Origin of the sequence: Vibrio sp. OPT20 (genome assembly GCF_963889365.1) — a bacterium.
In the GTDB taxonomy this organism is placed as follows: Bacteria; Pseudomonadota; Gammaproteobacteria; order Enterobacterales; family Vibrionaceae; genus Vibrio; species Vibrio splendidus.
On sequence record NZ_CAWPOA010000031.1, the window covers coordinates 638,680 to 655,305 of the forward strand.

Annotated in this window: 17 protein-coding genes; 15 read left to right on the forward strand and 2 right to left on the reverse strand. The window is 44.2% G+C overall.

The genetic code is table 11. The features are described from left to right. Nucleotides 1–1,481 (reverse strand): ribonuclease E (rne, locus tag AACR09_RS04055; protein ID WP_228010923.1); only part of this gene is annotated, 1,481 nt, incomplete at its 3' end. Between the two features lie 618 nt (nt 1,482–2,099). Between rne and rluC the strand changes: the two genes are divergently transcribed. Further along, on the forward strand, nt 2,100–3,044 hold the full coding sequence (gene rluC / locus AACR09_RS04060) for a 23S rRNA pseudouridine(955/2504/2580) synthase RluC (RefSeq protein WP_017078123.1): 945 nt from the start codon (nt 2,100–2,102) through the stop codon (nt 3,042–3,044). A gap of 260 nt (nt 3,045–3,304) precedes the next feature. Here the strand turns inward: rluC and AACR09_RS04065 are convergent, their stop codons facing one another. Beyond that, entirely contained in the window at nt 3,305–3,886 is a 582-nt protein-coding gene (locus AACR09_RS04065) for a Maf family protein (RefSeq protein ID WP_193836035.1), read from the reverse strand. 149 nt (nt 3,887–4,035) lie between these two features. Between AACR09_RS04065 and yceD the strand changes: the two genes are divergently transcribed. From yceD to ptsG, 14 genes are all read left to right on the forward strand, one after another. Continuing rightward, nucleotides 4,036–4,563 carry a 23S rRNA accumulation protein YceD gene (yceD, locus tag AACR09_RS04070; RefSeq protein WP_004733994.1) on the forward strand — a complete coding sequence of 176 codons (528 nt, stop codon included), beginning with the start codon at nt 4,036–4,038 and terminating at the stop codon, nt 4,561–4,563. Nucleotides 4,564–4,607: 44 nt separating this feature from the next. Further along, entirely contained in the window at nt 4,608–4,778 is a 171-nt protein-coding gene (gene rpmF, locus AACR09_RS04075; protein WP_004737376.1) for a 50S ribosomal protein L32, read from the forward strand. Between the two features lie 9 nt (nt 4,779–4,787). After that, nucleotides 4,788–5,813 carry a phosphate acyltransferase PlsX gene (plsX, locus tag AACR09_RS04080; RefSeq protein ID WP_017062152.1) on the forward strand — a complete coding sequence of 342 codons (1,026 nt, stop codon included), beginning with the start codon at nt 4,788–4,790 and terminating at the stop codon, nt 5,811–5,813. 5 nt (nt 5,814–5,818) lie between these two features. Next, entirely contained in the window at nt 5,819–6,769 is a 951-nt protein-coding gene (locus AACR09_RS04085; protein WP_010437276.1) for a beta-ketoacyl-ACP synthase III, read from the forward strand. A gap of 80 nt (nt 6,770–6,849) precedes the next feature. Beyond that, nucleotides 6,850–7,773 (forward strand): ACP S-malonyltransferase, encoded by a 924-nt coding sequence (fabD, locus tag AACR09_RS04090; RefSeq protein WP_193836036.1) that lies wholly within the window; start codon nt 6,850–6,852, stop codon nt 7,771–7,773. Between the two features lie 25 nt (nt 7,774–7,798). Beyond that, on the forward strand, nt 7,799–8,533 hold the full coding sequence (fabG, locus tag AACR09_RS04095; RefSeq protein WP_010437280.1) for a 3-oxoacyl-ACP reductase FabG: 735 nt from the start codon (nt 7,799–7,801) through the stop codon (nt 8,531–8,533). A 166-nt stretch (nt 8,534–8,699) separates the two neighbouring features. Continuing rightward, the gene (gene acpP, locus AACR09_RS04100; RefSeq protein WP_012603569.1) at nt 8,700–8,933 is read left to right on the forward strand and encodes an acyl carrier protein; all 234 of its coding nucleotides are present in this window, start codon (nt 8,700–8,702) and stop codon (nt 8,931–8,933) included. Between the two features lie 93 nt (nt 8,934–9,026). Further along, a complete protein-coding gene (gene fabF / locus AACR09_RS04105) occupies nt 9,027–10,271 on the forward strand; it encodes a beta-ketoacyl-ACP synthase II (RefSeq protein ID WP_004736554.1) in 1,245 nt (414 codons plus the stop codon). Between the two features lie 104 nt (nt 10,272–10,375). Next, nucleotides 10,376–11,254 carry an aminodeoxychorismate lyase gene (gene pabC / locus AACR09_RS04110; RefSeq protein WP_193836037.1) on the forward strand — a complete coding sequence of 293 codons (879 nt, stop codon included), beginning with the start codon at nt 10,376–10,378 and terminating at the stop codon, nt 11,252–11,254. Continuing rightward, nucleotides 11,251–12,267 (forward strand): endolytic transglycosylase MltG, encoded by a 1,017-nt coding sequence (gene mltG / locus AACR09_RS04115; protein ID WP_193836038.1) that lies wholly within the window; start codon nt 11,251–11,253, stop codon nt 12,265–12,267. Before pabC ends, mltG begins: the two co-directional genes overlap by 4 nt. A 10-nt stretch (nt 12,268–12,277) precedes the next feature. Next, nucleotides 12,278–12,910: a dTMP kinase gene (gene tmk / locus AACR09_RS04120; protein ID WP_102575571.1), complete on the forward strand. Its 633-nt coding sequence runs from the start codon at nt 12,278–12,280 to the stop codon at nt 12,908–12,910. Between the two features lie 6 nt (nt 12,911–12,916). Next, complete coding sequence (locus AACR09_RS04125) at nt 12,917–13,882, forward strand: DNA polymerase III subunit delta' (RefSeq protein WP_193836039.1); 966 nt, start codon at nt 12,917–12,919, stop codon at nt 13,880–13,882. Further along, nucleotides 13,873–14,640 (forward strand): TatD family hydrolase, encoded by a 768-nt coding sequence (locus AACR09_RS04130; RefSeq protein ID WP_193836040.1) that lies wholly within the window; start codon nt 13,873–13,875, stop codon nt 14,638–14,640. Before AACR09_RS04125 ends, AACR09_RS04130 begins: the two co-directional genes overlap by 10 nt. A 444-nt stretch (nt 14,641–15,084) precedes the next feature. Further along, nucleotides 15,085–16,515, forward strand: a complete 1,431-nt coding sequence (ptsG, locus tag AACR09_RS04135; protein ID WP_004736562.1) for a PTS glucose transporter subunit IIBC — start codon at nt 15,085–15,087, stop codon at nt 16,513–16,515. Nucleotides 16,516–16,626 lie beyond the last annotated feature (111 nt).

Consider the following 16,626-nt stretch of genomic DNA (forward strand, 5'->3'; position numbering starts at 1 on the left):
TCGAACTCTTCACCTTCACGAACACGGATAACCTCAAAGTGTGGTGTTTCCATGTCAGAGTTAGGAACAACAGTGATCTTAACTTCTTGGTTCTTCTCGATGTGGTTTACTGAGCGACGTTTTTCGTTCAGAAGGTAAGAGGCGATTGGAACAGGCACAACAGCAAGTACTTGTGCTGTGTTGTCTTTCAGAGCTTCTTCTTCAATCAAACGTAGAACAGAAAGTGCTAGAGATTCGTTATCACGAACAACACCAGTACCTGTACAACGAGGACAAATGTGGTGGCTTGCTTCTGCTAGTGATGGGCTCAAACGTTGACGAGACATCTCTAGAAGACCAAAGCGAGAAATACGACCAATCTGAACACGTGCACGATCTAAACGAACGGCATCACGTAGACGGCTTTCAACTTCGCGTTGGTGGCGAACCGGAGTCATATCGATGAAGTCGATAACAACAAGACCACCTAGGTCACGTAGACGTAATTGACGTGCAATTTCATCGGCTGCTTCTAGGTTAGTGTTTAGCGCTGTTTCTTCAATATCGCTGCCCTTTGTTGCACGAGCAGAGTTGATATCGATAGAAGTTAGAGCTTCTGTTGGGTCGATCACGATAGAACCACCAGACGGAAGACGAACTTCACGTTGGAAAGCTGATTCGATCTGGCTTTCAATCTGGTAATGGCTGAATAGTGGCACTTCACCATCGTATTTCTTAACGCGATTCATGAAATCTGGGCGTATTAATTGAATGTGCGCTTGTGCACGTTCAAAAATAGTATTGCTGTCGATTAGAATCTCGCCAATATCACGACGTAGATAGTCACGAATCGCACGAACGATAACGTTACTTTCTTGGTGAATAAGGAAAGGAGCTGCATTTGAATCAGAAGCTTGCTTAATAGCGCCCCAGTGATTCAATAGAACGTTCAAGTCCCACTCTAGCTCTTCTGCACTTTTACCAACACCTGCTGTACGCACGATTAAGCCCATGCCTTGAGGAAGCTCAAGAGTGCTTAATGCTGCTTTCAGTTGAGTGCGTTCATCACCTTCGATACGACGAGAAATACCGCCAGCACGAGGGTTATTAGGCATAAGAACTAAGTAACTACCAGCCAAAGAGATGAAAGTTGTCAGTGCAGCGCCTTTGCTACCACGTTCTTCTTTCTCAACTTGTACGATTACTTCTTGTCCTTCTCTTAGCACTTCTTTAATGCTAGGACGGCCTTGGTATGTATAACCTTCAGGGAAGTATTCGCGGGCAATTTCTTTAAGAGGGAGGAAACCGTGACGTTCTGCGCCGTAATCAACAAATGCCGCTTCTAGGCTTGGTTCAATACGGGTAATACGTCCTTTGTAGATATTCGCTTTCTTTGACTCGTGACCTGGACTTTCGATATCTAGATCGAACAGTCGCTGGCCATCAACCAAAGCGACACGCAACTCTTCTTTTTGAGTTGCGTTAATTAACATTCTTTTCATTTAGAAATTCTCATTGTCTTTTCTTATTTTCATCATTGGTCTTATCGCTTTATTCGTTTCTCATGGTGCCAGATCCCATGGCTTTATCGGTGCAGCCTCCCGGCTGGAGTAGGGATGCTCTGGGGCACGTCAGTCATCATAGGGAGTTAGCCTATGATCCGCGATGTGGCGGTGAATACTCAACATGAGTGTACGTGAGTAGAGCGATAAGGAACTCAGTTGACCGTGTCTTACGCCGATTGCAGCACTGTCTAATCTGAGTCATCTACTCATTTACTTGCTTATGAATGGTTAGCTGTTTAAATATTAGTCAATCCATTGATAGCAGCTGTGAACTATAGCAGTGGTCGGTAAACACAGCAATCTGCTTTGTCGTAATGCGGTAAAAAAAACAGTTTTTGTTTGGGTTTTGATAGCTCTAACTCACTGTCTATAAATAATTTATCAATTGATATTTTAATTTGCAGGAAGCTTGGTGCTTTTTTGTTCGAAGAATCAAAGAAATATAGAACTTCAATGACCTTTTAGGGATAGATCGGCAGGGATTATAGATAAATAAGTTCAGAATAGGGTTAAGAAAATCTCAATTATCAAAAGTGACAGTGATACAATGGCCCAATGAGCGAAATTAGAACCCAAGTCCAATTTGTCGACATTGACGAAGATATGGCTGGTCAGCGTATTGATAACTTCTTACGCAACCAATTAAAAAACATCCCGAAAAGCATGATTTACCGAATCGTGCGTAAAGGCGAAGTCCGCGTAAACAAAAAACGCATCAAGGCTGAATACAAACTAAAAGCAGGTGATTTAGTTCGTATCCCGCCAGTCACTATTGAAGAGAAAACAGAAGAGAACGTGCCAAGCACGAAACTCAATAAGGTTTCTGAATTAGAACAGTGCATCATTTATGAAGATGATCACATGCTGATTCTTAATAAACCGTCTGGCACTGCGGTTCATGGTGGTAGTGGGCTAAAGTTTGGCGCGATTGAAGCATTGCGTGCACTTCGCCCTGATGCTCGTTTTCTTGAATTAGTGCACCGTATCGATAGAGATACGTCTGGCATTTTGCTTGTTGCTAAGAAGCGCTCTGCGCTAAGACACCTTCAAGCACAGTTCCGTGAAAAAACGGTTCAAAAATACTACTTCGCTTTAGTGATGGGCGAATGGAAGAACAGCTGTAAAGTGGTTAATGCCCCTTTATTGAAAAATGAAGTAAACAGCATTGTTCGCGTTAACCCGAATGGTAAGGCTTCTGAAACTCGTTTTAAGGTTTTGGAAAAATTCCAAGATGCGACGTTAGTTCAGGCAAGCCCAATTACCGGCCGTACGCACCAAATTCGAGTACACGCTCAGTATACTGGCCACCCAATTGCTTGGGATGACCGTTACGGTGATCGTCGTTTTGATGCTTACACGGGTAAAGTAGGATTGAATCGTTTGTTCTTACATGCCGCCAACATCAAGTTTACCCACCCAGGTAGCGAAGAGAAGATGGATATCTCGGCGCCAATGGAAAAAAGGCTAGAAAGAGCACTCACTGGTCTACGTAAGCTTTAAGAAGATACGAGATACGAAAGGGTTAGCTGTTTCTAGCCTTACCTATCTACTAACAAAAAAGGTTGACGAAATTCGTCAACCTTTTTTGTTTTCATCTGTTGTAGAAGATCCCCAACTCGCTCGTTCCTCGCTCTTGAGGATGACGACTTTTTAAAGTCAGGTTCTACATCATGAGCTGATTAGATAATGTAGCTATCTTCGTCCTTCCCTAGACTGACGAAGGAAGGAGTAGGGAATCTCTAACAAAGAGAGGGTATCCGTTATAGTACGTTCATTCCTTGCGCTTCTAACATATCAACCAGATCGATCAGAGGTAGACCGATCAAGGTATTCGGGTCCTTACCTTCCATCTGTTTAAATAGCGCGATACCTAACCCTTCACACATAAAACTGCCCGCGCAGTAATAAGGCTGTTCTTTCTCAACATAAGAAATGATTTGCTGCTGTGTTAAATCACGGAAATGCACGATGAAGGTATCTAAGCGAGTGTCGGCTTTATTGGTTTCACTGTTCCATACGGTTATCCCAGTATAGAAAGTGATGCTTTTACCGCTTTGGCGAGATAGTTGCTCAATCGCTTTTTCACGAGTGTGTGGTTTACCAATGATTTCTCCATCAATCACACACACTTGATCGGAACCAATCACTAGGCTTGGTTGTTCTACAGTACAAGACTTGGCTTTCGTCTCGGCAAGACGCGTCACTAACTGTTGAGGTGTCTCTTCTGGAAGTGGCGTTTCATTGCAGTCAGGCTTCGCTGTGACAAAGTCTAACTGTAGTTTTTTGAGGATCTCTTGCCTAAATGGAGATGTAGAAGCTAAAACTAGTTGGTAATTTCTCATTTTAATTTACAATTCGTGTAAGCATTTAGTTCAGGATAACGTAACTTATCCTGCTATTCATAATGCTCTGAACAGGAAAGGTAGGAAAGTACATTTTTTTTGCCATTTCCTTTGACTAAACACGATTTGGAAGATAAGATTCGCGCCCTATGCAAAAGGAAAAAATACCGCGTACAGTTGATCCGGCAAGAACGGCTCAAAAACGACTCGATATGGATGGTATCATTCAAGTCAGTCTTTTAAAGCGTTTAACCGAAACAACTGAAGGCGTAAAACGTGACGCGCAAGTCTCAATGTCATTTGGGCTTGATGAACAACGATTAGTCGTTATCTCTGGTAAAGCTAACGTCGAAGTCGATTTAGAGTGTCAACGTTGTAATGAGGTTTTCGCACATGAGTGCGATGTCCAATTTACTTATACTCCTGTTTACAGCGAGAAAAGTGAAGAGGAAGCACCGGAAGAGTACGATTTGGTAGATCTGAACGAGTACGGTGAGTTAGACCTGATTCAATTAGTTGAAGACGAGTTCATCCTTGGATTGCCACAAATAGCAATGCACGACGATGCGAAATGTAGCGTTAACTCAAATAACTTGGTGTTTGGTGAACTTCCTGAAGAAATTGAGGAAGATAAAAAGCCGAATCCATTTGATGTTTTAAAAAACTTAAAGAAGTAACTTATTAGTAAGTATCTTTAAGAATTTACATAGGAGTAGGGTCAATGGCCGTACAAAAGAGCAAGAAATCACGTTCAATGCGTGGCATGCGTCGTTCACACGATGCGCTAACTACAGCTGCACTTTCTGTAGACGCAACTTCAGGTGAAACTCACCTACGTCACAACGTGACTGCCGAAGGTTTCTACCGCGGCAAAAAGGTTATCAACAAGTAAGGTTGACCTTTGCAAAATCTAACCGTTGCGCTTGATGCAATGGGCGGGGACTTCGGTCCTCGTGTAACAGTGCCTGCCGCCGTGCAGGCACTGTCGTATTTCCCAGAGCTAAAAGTCATTCTCATAGGTGATCGAAATGCGATCACATCTCAATTATCTTCATTAGGTCGAATGCCTGATTCTCGTTTGAGTATCCAGCATTGTGATCGAGTCATTTCTAATTCTGAAAAACCTTCACTAGCCTTACGTAATAGTCAGGGTAGTTCTATGCGTGCTGCTATCGATCTGGTTGCCGAATCACAGGCTGATGCTTGTGTGAGCGGTGGTAACACTGGCGCACTGATGGCGTTATCTCGTTTCAGACTTAAACTCCTTCCCGGTATTGATAGGCCTGCATTGGTTTCAGCTTTGCCTACTGCTTCTGGCAACCGTACATGGATGCTTGATTTAGGAGCGAACGTTTCTAGTGACGCAGATTCACTGTTTCAGTTTGCTGTAATGGGCAGTGCATTAGCGGAACAACATTTAGGTCGCGCTCCACGTGTCGCTATCTTGAATATCGGCGCAGAAGAAATCAAAGGCAATGACCTTGTGAAACGATGCGCGGAAATGTTGTCTAATACTCAGTCTGTGAACTTCATAGGCTATATTGAAGGTAATCAATTACTTCAAGATGCCGCTGATGTCGTCGTATGTGATGGTTTTGTGGGCAATGTCTGCTTAAAAACGTGCGAAGGTACAGCTCAGCTCTTTATTGATAAGCTAAAAACGCGCATGATGGCTTCAACAATAAAGGGTTGGATCGCCAGAATGTTGTTTTCTGAGCTATTTACTGAATTAAAAACCTTGAACCCCGACCAGTATAACGGCGCAAGTTTGTTAGGATTGCGCGGCATTGTCATTAAAAGTCATGGAAGTGCTGATGTGTCTGCAGTCGTCAACGCGATTGGTGAAGCAGTACACGAGGTCAAACGACAAGTCCCCAGCCGCATTAGCGATCGTTTGGAAGCGGTTTTACTCGAGAGGCATTATTAGTCTTCATGTATAGCAAAATTTTAGGTACTGGCAGCTACTTGCCATCTCAGGTGCGTACTAACGCAGACTTAGAGAAAATGGTAGAGACTAGCGATGAGTGGATCGTTGCTAGAACAGGTATTAAAGAGCGTCGTATTTCAGCGGAAAACGAAACCGTTGCGGATATGGCGTTTTACGCTGCTGAGAATGCCATTGAGATGGCAGGTATCGACAAAGAAGATATTGATTTAATCATCGTTGCGACAACCAGCAGTAGCCATACATTCCCGTCTTCGGCATGTCAGGTACAAGGTAAGCTTGGTATCAAAGGCTGCCCTGCGTTTGATTTAGCTGCGGCGTGTTCTGGCTTTGTCTATGCACTGTCTGTTGCTGATCAACATATCAAGACTGGTATGTGTAAAAACGTTTTGGTAATCGGTGCGGATGCACTGTCAAAAACCTGTGATCCGACTGACCGCTCTACTATCATCTTATTTGGTGATGCTGCAGGCGCGGTGGTTGTAGGCGCAAGCGAAGAGCCAGGTATTTTGTCTACTCACATTTACTCTGATGGTAAATATGGTGAGCTTCTAAGCCTAGAAGTTCCAGAGCGTGGCGGTGATGCAGACAAATGGCTGCACATGGCGGGCAATGAAGTATTTAAAGTGGCGGTAACTCAGCTTTCTAAGCTAGTTAAAGACACATTAGCGGCGAACAATATGGATAAGTCAGAGCTTGATTGGTTAGTTCCACACCAAGCGAACTACCGTATTATCTCGGCAACCGCTAAAAAGCTGACGATGTCGCTTGATCAAGTTGTGATTACTCTTGATAAGCACGGCAATACGTCGGCAGCAACCGTACCAACGGCCCTTGATGAGGCTGTTCGCGACGGGCGAATTAAACGTGGTCAAACGCTTCTACTTGAAGCATTTGGCGGCGGCTTCACTTGGGGTTCTGCGTTAGTTAAATTCTAACCCCAAGCGATAATCAACAAACAAGGCACATAACTTATGTGCCTTATTCAATTTTTTGCTTTGCTTAAAGGAAAATTACAATGAGCAAATTTGCTATCGTATTCCCAGGCCAAGGCTCTCAAGCTATCGGTATGCTTGCTGACCTAGGCGAACAGTATGATGTTGTTAAAAAGACATTTGCTGAAGCTTCAGAAGCACTTGGTTACGATCTATGGGCATTGGTTCAAGATGGTCCAGTAGAAAATCTAAATGAAACTTTCCGTACTCAACCAGCTCTACTCACTGCGTCTGTTGCAATCTGGCGTGTATGGCAAGAGCTTGGTCTAGAGCAACCTGCAAACCTAGCAGGCCACAGCCTAGGCGAATACTCTGCACTCGTGTGTGCGGGTGTTATCGACTTTAAAGAAGCGATCAAGCTGGTTGAGCTACGTGGTCAACTGATGCAAGAAGCGGTTCCTGCTGGCGTTGGTGCAATGTACGCAATCATCGGTCTAGATGATGAAGCGATTGCTAAAGCGTGTGAAGAAGCGGCACAAGACGAAGTTGTGTCTCCAGTTAACTTCAATTCACCTGGGCAAGTTGTTATCGCGGGTAACAAAGCGGCAGTAGAGCGCGCTGGTGCACTGTGTAAAGAAGCAGGCGCTAAACGTGCTCTTCCTTTACCTGTATCTGTGCCGTCTCACTGTGCCCTGATGAAGCCTGCAGCAGACAAGCTAGCGGTTGCTCTAGAAGCTCTAGAGTTCAACACACCGGCACTGCCTGTTATCAATAACGTCGATGTTATTGCTGAAACAGACCCTGCAAAAATCAAAAGTGCACTTGTTCGTCAGCTATACAGCCCAGTTCGTTGGACTGAAGGTGTACAAGCGATGAATGAGCAAGGCGTTGAAAAGCTACTAGAATTAGGCCCAGGTAAGGTTCTTACTGGTCTAACAAAACGTATTGTTAAAACTATGACAGCTGCTGCAGTTAATGACACTGCATCACTAGACACTGCTAAGTAAATAACCAATTAATAGAGAAGTTATGATGAATTTAGAAGGCAAAGTTGCACTAGTTACAGGCGCAAGCCGTGGCATCGGTCGTGCAATCGCTGAGCTTTTAGTTGAGCGTGGTGCTAAAGTTATCGGTACTGCTACGTCTGAAGGCGGCGCTGCTGCAATCAGCGAGTACCTTGGTGAGAACGGTAAAGGTCTTGCTCTAAATGTCACTGATGTTGACTCAATTGCTGCTACACTGAAAACCATCAACGATGAATTCGGTGCGATTGACATTCTGGTTAACAACGCAGGTATCACTCGTGATAACCTTCTCATGCGTATGAAAGACGATGAATGGAATGACATCATTGATACTAACCTAACGCCTATCTTCCGCATGTCTAAAGCTGTATTGCGTGGCATGATGAAGAAGCGTCAAGGCCGTATCGTAAACGTTGGTTCTGTAGTAGGTACTATGGGTAACGCTGGTCAAGCTAACTACGCAGCAGCAAAAGCTGGTGTGATTGGTTTCACTAAATCAATGGCTCGTGAAGTTGCGTCTCGTGGTATTACAGTGAACACTGTAGCGCCAGGTTTCATCGAAACAGACATGACTAAAGCGCTAAATGATGACCAACGTGCAGCAACTTTGGCGAATGTACCAGCAGGTCGACTAGGTGACCCTCGCGAAATCGCTGAAGCTGTGGTATTTTTGGCGTCACCTGCGGCAGCTTATATCACAGGTGAAACACTTCACGTCAATGGCGGTATGTACATGGTGTAAATTATGTGCAACATTTGTGCATGATTTAAGTCAAGATCATACGTAATTTCGGTTAAAATCGTGAAAATTGTGGTTTGACCAGAAAAGTTGACCTTGCAACTTTCAATAGATTGAATAAACTACGGAAAACATCGCATAAAGCGAACTCTGTAAAGGAAAAGAAAAAATGAGCAACCTCGAAGAACGCGTAAAGAAAATCATTGTTGAACAGCTAGGTGTAGACGAAGCTGAAGTTAAAAACGAAGCTTCTTTCGTTGATGACCTAGGTGCAGATTCTCTAGACACAGTTGAGCTAGTAATGGCTCTAGAAGAAGAATTCGACACTGAAATCCCAGATGACGAAGCTGAGAAAATTACTACTGTTCAAGCTGCTATCGATTACGTAACTAGCGCTCAGTAATAATCTCTCCCAGGCGGTCACCTTGACCGCCTGTGTTTTATCTAACTCATCTATCCTCATCTTAAATCACCTCAATCCCCGGAGTGTAATATCGTGTCCAAGCGTCGTGTAGTTGTCACTGGCATGGGTATGTTGTCGCCGGTAGGCAACACTGTAGAATCTTCTTGGAAAGCCCTGCTAGCTGGTCAAAGTGGTATCGTTAATATCGATCATTTTGATGCAACCAATTTCTCAACTCGTTTTGCAGGTCTAGTTAAAGACTTTAACTGCGAAGAGTATATGACTAAAAAAGATGCTCGTAAGATGGACTTGTTCATCCAGTACGGCGTCGCAGCAGGTATTCAAGCTTTAGATGATTCAGCCCTAACTATTACTGAAGAAAACGCTCCTCGTGTAGGCGTTGCTATCGGTTCTGGTATTGGTGGTCTTGGTTTGATCGAAGCCGGTCACAAGGCTCTAACTGAAAAAGGCCCTCGTAAAATCAGCCCGTTCTTCGTACCGTCGACGATCGTGAATATGATTGCGGGTCACATGTCTATCATGCGTGGCCTACGCGGTCCAAACATCGCGATCTCTACAGCATGTACGACTGGCCTACATAACATTGGCCACGCGGCTCGTATGATTGCATACGGCGATGCTGACGCAATGCTAGCGGGTGGTGCTGAAAAAGCATCTACACCACTAGGTATGGGCGGTTTTGGTGCGGCTAAAGCACTGTCTACTCGTAACGATGAGCCTCAAAAAGCTTCTCGTCCATGGGACAAAGGCCGTGACGGCTTCGTTCTTGGTGACGGTGCAGGCATGATGGTTCTTGAAGAGTATGAACATGCTAAAGCTCGTGGCGCTAAGATTTACTGTGAGCTAGTTGGCTTCGGTATGTCGGGTGACGCTTACCACATGACATCTCCAAGTGAAGATGGCTCTGGTGGTGCACTAGCAATGGAAGCGGCTATGCGTGATGCTGGCATTACTGGTGAACAAATCGGTTATGTTAACGCACACGGTACTTCGACTCCTGCAGGTGACGTAGCGGAAGTTAAGGGCATCAAGCGTGCTCTTGGCGAAGCAGGCAGCAAGCAAGTCTTGGTTTCTTCTACGAAATCAATGACAGGCCACCTTCTAGGTGCTGCAGGTTCTGCTGAAGCGATCATCACAGCGATGTCTCTAATTGATCAAATTGTTCCACCAACAATCAATTTAGATGATCCTGAAGAAGGCTTAGATATTGACTTAGTACCCCACACTGCGCGTAAAGTTAGCGGTATGGAATATGCTGCATGTAACTCATTCGGTTTCGGTGGTACAAACGGCTGTTTGATCTTCAAAAAGATTTAATCATCTTATTAAAGATGTAAACATTCGTAGATAGTCATAATTAGACTTGTTTTTAAACGGCTTGATGCTTTAGCATTGAGCCGTTTCTTTTTATGGGGAAAAACATGTTTTGGGTTGATGGAGAAAGCCAGCAAACTGTCGATATCTTGGATCGCTCGTTTCAGTACGGGGATGGCTGTTTTACCACTATGCTTGTCCAAGAGGGTCAGGTTCAACATTTTTATGATCATCAATGTCGTGTCGACGAATGCCTTAAAGCGTTACGTATTCCGACACTTGATTGGGATGTTGTTAGCCTTTGGCTCGATAATGCGCTTCAACACATCCAAGATAATGATCTCCATGGGACAAAGAGCCTTTATAGTTCAAAGATCCTCCATGATACAAACAAGCCTCATAATCAAAAAGCTGGGATAAAGCTACACGTTAGCCGTGGGGCCGGCGGTCGTGGCTACAGTACCAAGAATATCGCCAAGCCAACGATAACCATCAGTACATTTGATTTCCCTAGTCATTATTCAGCGTGGCAAGATTCTGGTGTAGAACTCGGTATCTGCCAACAAGCACTAGGTTTGAGCCCATTGCTCGCAGGCCATAAGCACAATAATCGTCTTGAGCAGATCTTGATGAAAGATGAAATGGATCAGGCCGATGAAGCTGATGGTGTAGTTCTTGATATCTCGGGCAATGTGATTGAAACCACCATGGCTAATCTGTTTTGGCGCAAAGGTCAGATGATATATACACCTCAACTCACGCAAAGTGGTGTGGCGGGGGTTATGCGTAAGCAAGTGTTAACCGCGCTGAATCAAGCTGAACTTTCCGTTACAATTAGTGACTACTGCTTATCTCAACTCATGCAAGCTGATGAGATTTTCATGACCAACTCCATCTTAGGGGTTGCCCCAGTTACCCGTATTAGTGATACCCAATTCAACATTGGAACTGTTACTCGTAGCCTTCAAGGACAACTAAACTCGTGATCAAAAAGTTATTTATTTTTATTATATTGTGCTTAATCGCAGCCAGTGCTGCTGGTTTTTATGTTTACAACCAAGCGCAAGATAACCTGAAACAAGTTATTCAATTAGAAAAACCACAAGTCGTGACTGTTGCTTCAGGTAGCAGCTTTAACCGTGTTCTAGCACAGTTGATTAACGAGGGGCTTTTTGAGGCTTCTCCTTACGAGAAATTAATTCGTAAGTTACATCCTGAGCTTGTAGACGTAAAAGCGGGTACATTCCTGCTTGAACCCGGTTTAACTCTAGAGCAGGCGCTACAAGTGCTTGTAGAAGGGAAGGAGCACCAATTTACCATTACCTTCGTGGAAGGCAGTCGTTTTGACGAGTGGCTTGTTCAGCTAAAAGACAACGAATTCATTCAACAGACGTTGAATGGTGTCTCTGAACAAGAGATCGCACAAAAGCTTGGTATCGAAAATGAAAAGCTAGAAGGTCTTTTCTTAGCGGAAACATACCACTATACCTATGGCACAACGGATTTAGATTTGTTGAAACGTGCCCACCGAGATCTGATGAACGTGGTCAATGATGAGTGGGAAAATAGAGCCGATAAACTGCCTCTTAAATCGCCATATGAAGCGCTAATTCTTGCGTCTATCATTGAGAAAGAGACTGCAGTAGCGTCAGAGCGTGAACGTGTGTCTTCTGTGTTCGTTAATCGCTTGAACAAGCGTATGCGTCTGCAAACTGACCCAACGGTTATCTACGGCATGGGCGACAGTTACAAAGGCAATATACGTAAGAAAGACTTACGTACTCCAACGCCATACAACACTTATACAATGAGTGGTTTACCACCAACGCCGATTGCAATGGCGGGCAAAGCGTCTATCAATGCTGCGCTGAATCCAGAGAAGAGCAACTACCTGTATTTCGTTGCGAGTGGAACCGGCGGTCACGTATTTTCAAAGAGTTTGACTGAGCATAACCGTGCAGTACGAGCTTACTTAAAGCAATTAAGAAAAAACAAATAAAGAAATAATTATGAATCAGTCGAAATTTATCGTAGTTGAAGGCCTTGAAGGTGCTGGCAAAAGTACAGCAATCAATGCCATCGTTGAGACATTAAAAGCATCGGGTGTTGAAGATATCGTCAATACTCGTGAGCCGGGTGGCACTGTCTTAGCTGAAAAGATGCGTTCATTGGTTAAAGAAGAGCACGAAGGTGAGAAGCTTCAAGATATGACGGAACTATTGCTGATGTACGCGGCACGTGTTCAATTAGTAGAAAACGTCATCAAGCCCGCATTAGACAGCGGTCAATGGGTATTGGGTGATCGCCATGATATGTCTTCTCAAGCTTATCAAGGTGGTGGTCGTCAGATCGCACGCACTACGATGGAATCACTGAAAGAAACCACGCTAGGCGATTTTAAGCCAGATCTAACCCTATACTTGGATCTTGATCCTAGAGTAGGGCTTGAACGCGCTAGAGGCCGTGGTGAGCTCGATAGAATCGAAAAGATGGATATCTCATTCTTCGATCGTACACGTGAACGTTACCTTGAGATTGCAGAACAGGACGAAACGGTTCTTGTGGTTAATGCACAGCAAGAAATTGAGCAAGTAGCCGCTGATATTAAAGTCGCGCTAAGTGCTTGGCTCAATAAACAGTAGGTAGTCATGGCTGAAGTTTATTCTTGGCTCACACCTGTATGGAGTGAGTGGAAAAAAAGTCTCGATGCAGAGCGTTTTCCTAACTCTGTGATTGTTAATGCACCGGAAGGGCTCGGCGTTGATGCGCTGATTAGCCAACTTACCGATGCATTAATGTGTACTAATTACGAAAGCGAGTCGTGTGGATTTTGCCACAGTTGTGAATTGATGAAATCGGGGAGTCATCCGGATTTCCATGTGATTGAACCTGAGAAAGAAGGTAAATCGATTACCGTTGACCAAGTACGTGCGAGTAACCGCTGGGCTCAACAATCGTCCCAGTTAGGTGGTTTGCGCGTTATCTTGCTTAACCCTGCCGAGGCGATGAACGAATCGGCGTCGAACGCATTGCTGAAAACTCTAGAAGAGCCATCAAGTAAGTGCATCTTCATTCTTTCTACTCGTAACAGTAATCGCTTAATGCCGACTATTATTAGCCGCTGTCAGCAATTCAATGTGGTTAGCCCACAGTTGGATACTGGATCGACTTGGCTAGATGGGGAAGTAGGTAAAGCGGTTCCGCAGTATATTCTAGCGCTCAATGACAACGCGCCTTTGAAAGCGAAAGCCATGTTTGAGCAAGGCGGTGTTGAAGCCTCAACAAAAGTGCTCGATGGCTTTGTCAATGTAATCAAAGGCACTCAACCTGACACGCTGAAGTTTTCCACAGAGCTTAGTAAAAATCCTTTGGTTCAACTTGGCTGGCTATGGCACTTACTGTCTGACGTGCAAAAGCTGCATTTTGGTTTGGCGAATCAGGCGATGACTCCGAGTGCGAAAGCTTTGGTTGAGGTAATGTCTTATCAAAGTGCTTACGCAGCATCGAATAAACTGTTGATATTGATTGAGCAGTTAAAGCAACACCCCGGGCTCAATACGGAGCTACTCATAATGAACTGGCTGATTGCCACTTGCGAGGAAACATGTTCGTAGATTCCCACTGTCATTTAGACAAACTGGATTACCAAGATTTACACACCAGTGTAGAAGACGTGGTTAATAAGGCGAAGGCAGCAAACGTAGACCAACTACTTTCTGTCGGTGTGACATTAGACTCGTTTGAAAACATGCTTGAGATGATCTCGCCGTTCGATAACGTTAAAGCTTCTTGTGGCGTTCACCCTCTCGATGTAGAGAGCGATTTCTGTCTAGAAAGAATGCGTGAGTATGCGAGCAATCCAAAGGTTGTGGCGATAGGTGAGACAGGCTTAGATTATCACTACCAGCCAGAGACGGCAGAACTACAACAGCTTAGGTTCAAGCAGCACGTTGAGTTGGCTGTTGAGCTTAATAAACCTTTGATCATCCACACGCGTAACGCGCGTGAAGATACGTTAGCTATTTTACGCGATGGTGGAGCAGAGAAGTGCGGCGGTGTGATTCATTGCTTTACTGAAGATCAAGCGTTCGCCGAAGCGGCAATGGAGTTAGGTTTTTATATCTCGATCTCAGGGATCGTTACTTTTAGGCAAGCGACGGAACTTAAAGAAGTCGTAAAGAATTTGCCGCTTGATCGACTGTTGATCGAGACGGATTCTCCATATCTTGCCCCAGTTCCATATCGTGGTAACCAGAATCAGCCTGCATATGTGGTGGAAGTAGCGGCTTATATCGCGCAGCTGAAAGGGCTGTCAATGAAAGAGGTTGCTGAACAAACAACCAAAAATTACCGAAAACTTTTTTTGCGATAAAAAACTAACTAAACAAATAAAAGGGAGCGAAAGCTCCCTTTTTGTGTTTTTGATCACCAAAAGTACGTTTTTTTTTAATGTTTACTAATTATGTTGAACTTGAGAGCACTATTTACATCATTTGTAATTTTGTTACTAAAAATAACATTAGCTCCTATTTTATTTACCCAGTAAAATAATACACCTATCAAAAAATATAGATATATTTCAATGATTTAATTGCTTGTAAAGCATTGCATTTCTAGATTTGACATGTGATCCAAGACGTGTTTTGAAACTAAATTTCGTAAGTGACTAGAAAGTTAGTTCCGCATCAATATATATTTAGCGGCAGAAAATATAATGCAATACATGGTTACATTTTCACTGGGTGCTAACATATAGGCTACGGGGGTGTGCCGTTAGAACCCATATAATTATTTTATCTTTATCAGGAGCATAAACATGTTTAAGAACCTTTTTGCTAACCTGCAGAAAGTTGGTAAGTCTCTGATGCTACCAGTATCAGTTTTACCAGTTGCGGGTATTTTGCTAGGTGTCGGTGCAGCAGACCTTCCTTTCATTCCAGAAATTGTTTCAAACTTAATGGAACAAGCGGGTGGTTCAGTATTCGGTCAAATGGCACTACTGTTCGCAGTAGGTGTAGCACTTGGCTTTACTAATAACGACGGCGTAGCGGGTCTAGCTGCTATCGTTGGTTACGGCATCATGACTGCTACACTTGGCGTAATGGCTGGTGTAATGGGCGTTGATAAAATCGATACTGGTGTACTAGGTGGTATCCTAGTCGGTGGTGTTGCTGCTTGGGCATTCAACCGTTTCTTCCGTATTCAACTACCAGAGTACCTAGGCTTCTTCGCTGGTAAGCGTGCCGTGCCAATCATCACAGGTTTCTCTGCGATTGGTCTAGCAATCCTACTATCTGTAGTATGGCCACCAGTTGGCGGCGCTATTTCTGCGTTCTCTGATTGGGCTGCTCACCAAAACCCACAAGTGGCGTTTGGTATCTACGGTATCGTTGAGCGTTCTCTAATTCCATTTGGTCTTCACCACGTTTGGAACGTACCTTTCTTCTTTGAAGCTGGTACTTGTGTAAACGCTGCTGGCGAAACTCAAAACGGTGTTCTTACTTGTTACCTAGTTGCTGATGACGCATCTCGTGCAGCGGGCAATGGCTTCGGTCAGCTAGCTGGTGGTTACATGTTCAAGATGTTCGGTCTACCTGCTGCTGCAATCGCAATTGCACACTCAGCTAAGCCTGAAAACCGCGCTAAAGTAATGGGCATCATGGCTTCTGCTGCGTTGACTTCATTCCTAACGGGTATCACTGAACCAATCGAATTCTCATTCCTATTCGTTGCTCCAGTACTGTACGCAATCCACGCTCTACTAGCTGGTTCTGCATACGTTCTTGCGAACACTCTAGGTTTTGTACACGGTACATCTTTCTCACACGGTCTAATCGACTTCCTAGTTCTATCTGGCAACGCGTCTAAGATGGGCCTAATGGTTGTATGTGGTATTGGTTACGCTGCAATTTACTACATTGTATTCCGCACTGTGATTAAAGCACTTGACCTTAAAACTCCAGGTCGCGAAGACGAGTCAGAAGACGACATCGTTGCAACTGGTACTGAGCTTGCTGGTGAGTTAGTTGCTGCATTCGGTGGCAAAGCGAACATCACTGGTCTTGACGCTTGTATTACTCGTCTACGTGTTGCAGTAGCTGATACAGAAGCTGTTGACCAAGACAAACTGAAGAAACTAGGCGCAGCTGGTGTTGTTGTAGTTGCTGGTGGCGTACAAGCTATCTTCGGTACTAAGTCTGACAACCTTAAGACAGACATGGATGAGTGGATTCGTAACAACGGTTAATTCACTGATTCAATAAATTGAAAGGAGGCCGAAAGGCCTCCTTTTTTGTTTTCTGCAACATAAAGACCTTTCTACGTTTCATCTTTTCTAAATCAGTGAATTACCACTTAA